This window comes from Faecalibacillus intestinalis, from assembly GCF_003024685.1.
Classification (GTDB): domain Bacteria; phylum Bacillota_I; class Bacilli_A; order Erysipelotrichales; family Coprobacillaceae; genus Faecalibacillus; species Faecalibacillus intestinalis.
This window is the reverse complement of record NZ_PYLQ01000048.1, coordinates 1-745: the sequence shown is the minus strand read 5'-3', so window position 1 is coordinate 745 and position 745 is coordinate 1. Positions and strand designations below refer to the sequence as shown.

Below are 745 nucleotides of genomic sequence, written 5' to 3'. Positions count from 1 at the left end.
CATTTTTATCTAAAGATAAAGCGTCTAATAATTCATCATCCGTTTGAGTTAGCGTAATTAAATTGAATAATTGTCCTGATGTAACACCAGCTTAATTATATTTATCTGAAATATCAATTATTTGATCAGTCACTTCATCTAATGTAATTTCATCTTCCGCATTTACTGTTGGAATAGTTGTTAATATCATACCAGCTGCAATAATTCCAATAAATACTTTTTTAATCATAAGCTTTCTCCTTCCTTTTCACTTAATCAACATCTAAACTAAATAATGTAAACTGATTATAATTATTAAACTTGATATCTACTTCTTGATTATTTTTTAATATAACTCTGTATTTATTTTCTTCACCAATTTCATATGAATCTATTTTCCCAACTAGGTTTTCAATTACTGTAAAATCATCTTTGATGCTTTCATGACTTTTCATCATAAAAGTTGCATATCCCTTATTTCGACGAACGAGCGAATACTCTTTTGTTTCCAAAACATTACACTCTACATATGCTTTCGTCATGTATAAGTAATTTGCTTGTTTGAAGAAAGAAAAACTTAATCCAGATAACAGCAGAGTAATCGTCCAAAAAATAATAGATATCTTCTTAAAATGAAAATCGAGATAAACTAATTTTCGTCTCAACAAAAGTAATGTAAAATAAACTAAACCATCGAAGGATATTATATTAAGATATTTTTCAGCAATGATAAAAAACAACAAAACTGGGTACAAAATCAAAAAAT

Annotated in this window: 2 protein-coding genes; both read right to left on the bottom strand. The window is 26.7% G+C overall.

From position 1 onward, the window contains the following. Window positions 1–91: 91 nt before the first annotated feature. Window positions 92–229, bottom strand: coding sequence for a hypothetical protein (locus C7U54_RS14660; RefSeq protein ID WP_155522463.1), 138 nt, complete (start codon window positions 227–229; stop codon window positions 92–94). A gap of 22 nt (window positions 230–251) precedes the next feature. Next, on the bottom strand, window positions 252–745 hold a 494-nt coding region (locus C7U54_RS15040; RefSeq protein WP_206603635.1), incomplete at its 5' end, for a hypothetical protein.